The organism is Novosphingobium sp. HR1a, assembly GCF_015594425.1.
Taxonomy (GTDB): Bacteria; Pseudomonadota; Alphaproteobacteria; order Sphingomonadales; family Sphingomonadaceae; genus Novosphingobium; species Novosphingobium resinovorum_A.
The window spans coordinates 1-1,395 of sequence record NZ_JABXWS010000138.1 but is presented as its reverse complement, the minus strand read 5'-3'; the positions used below and the strand labels follow the sequence as shown (position 1 = coordinate 1,395).

The 1,395-nt window shown below is 63.7% G+C and carries 1 protein-coding gene; it reads left to right on the top strand.

Annotated elements, in window-relative coordinates; all coding sequences use genetic code 11:
* Nucleotides 1-157 precede the first annotated feature (157 nt).
* Nucleotides 158-1,369 (top strand): IS256 family transposase, encoded by a 1,212-nt coding sequence (locus tag HWN72_RS30645; protein WP_059150834.1) that lies wholly within the window; start codon nt 158-160, stop codon nt 1,367-1,369.
* The last annotated feature ends 26 nt before the right edge of the window (nt 1,370-1,395 follow it).

Below are 1,395 nucleotides of genomic sequence, written 5' to 3'. Positions count from 1 at the left end.
TTAGCGTCCGCGCTCGTGGTGTAATTTCCGGTGTAGATTGAGGCGATCGCATGGGTGGGGCATGCCCCACCCATGCGAATTCGATCTCGGTGGCCACCGGGCTCATCGGTAAGGTGGAGTTACCACACTTCACACGCCCACCGAGGAGTTGATCCCGATGACCGACGATAGATTACCGCTTGCCGAGCTGATGGCGAAGACCGGAGATGGAGATTTCCTGCGCACGATCGCCGAGAACGTATTACAGATCATCATGGAGGCCGACGTCGATGGCTTGGTCGGCGCCGGCCGGCACGAGCGTTCCGGCGATCGCACGACCTGGCGCAATGGCTACCGCGACCGCAGTCTCGACACCCGGCTCGGCACGCTCAATCTCAAGATCCCCAAACTGCGGACCGGCGCCTACTTTCCCGGCTTTCTGGAGCCAAGGAAGACCGTCGAGAAGGCGCTGGTCGCGGTGATCCAGGAAGCATGGATCGCCGGCGTCAGCACCCGGCGCGTCGATGAACTGGTGCAGGCGATGGGCATGACTGGCATCTCCAAGTCCTCGGTATCCAAGCTGTGCAAGGACATCGACGAGCGGGTCCACGCCTTCCTCAAGCGGCCGCTCGCCGGCGACTGGCCCTACCTCTGGCTCGATGCTACCTATCTCAAGGTGCGCGAGGGCGGGCGGATCGTCAGTGTCGCCGCGATAATCGCTGTGGCCGTCAACACCGAGGGCAAGCGCGAGATCGTCGGCCTGCACATCGGTCCTTCCGAAGCCGAGCCGTTCTGGTCGAGCTTCCTCAAGGACCTCGTCCGGCGCGGCCTGACCGGCGTGAAGCTGGTCATCTCCGATGCCCACGAGGGGCTCAAGGCGGCGATTACCCGCGTCATGGGCGCGACCTGGCAGCGCTGCCGCGTCCACTTCATGCGCAACGCCCTGGCCTATGTGCCCAAGGGCCAGAATACCGTCGTTGCCGCTGCAATCCGTCAGGTCTTCCTTCAGCCCGACCATGCCGCTGCGACGCAGGTCTGGCGGCAGGTCGCTGATCAGTTGCGCGCCCGCTGGCCAAAGCTCGGCGCTTGCATGGACGATGCCGAGCACGACGTGCTCGCCTACATGACCTTCCCCGAGCAGCACCGGGTCAAGCTCCACAGCACCAATCCGCTGGAACGCCTGAACAAGGAAGTGAAGCGCCGCGCCGATGTGGTCGGCATCTTCCCGAACGAGGACAGCATCATCCGCCTCGTCGGCGCCGTCCTGCTCGAGCAGAATGACGAATACCAGCTCCAGCACCGCTACATGCAGATCGAGGGCATGGCCGCCCTTGCCACACCAATGATCGAGGAGGCACAGCCGCTACAGATTACACCCAAGGCCGCCTGAAAATGCAGCCCAGTGGCCACACCCGA

Coding starts and splice junctions, on each gene's coding strand:
- HWN72_RS30645 (WP_059150834.1), top strand. CDS start 158: ATGACCGACGATAGATTACCGCTTGCCGAGCTGATGGCGAAGACCGGA.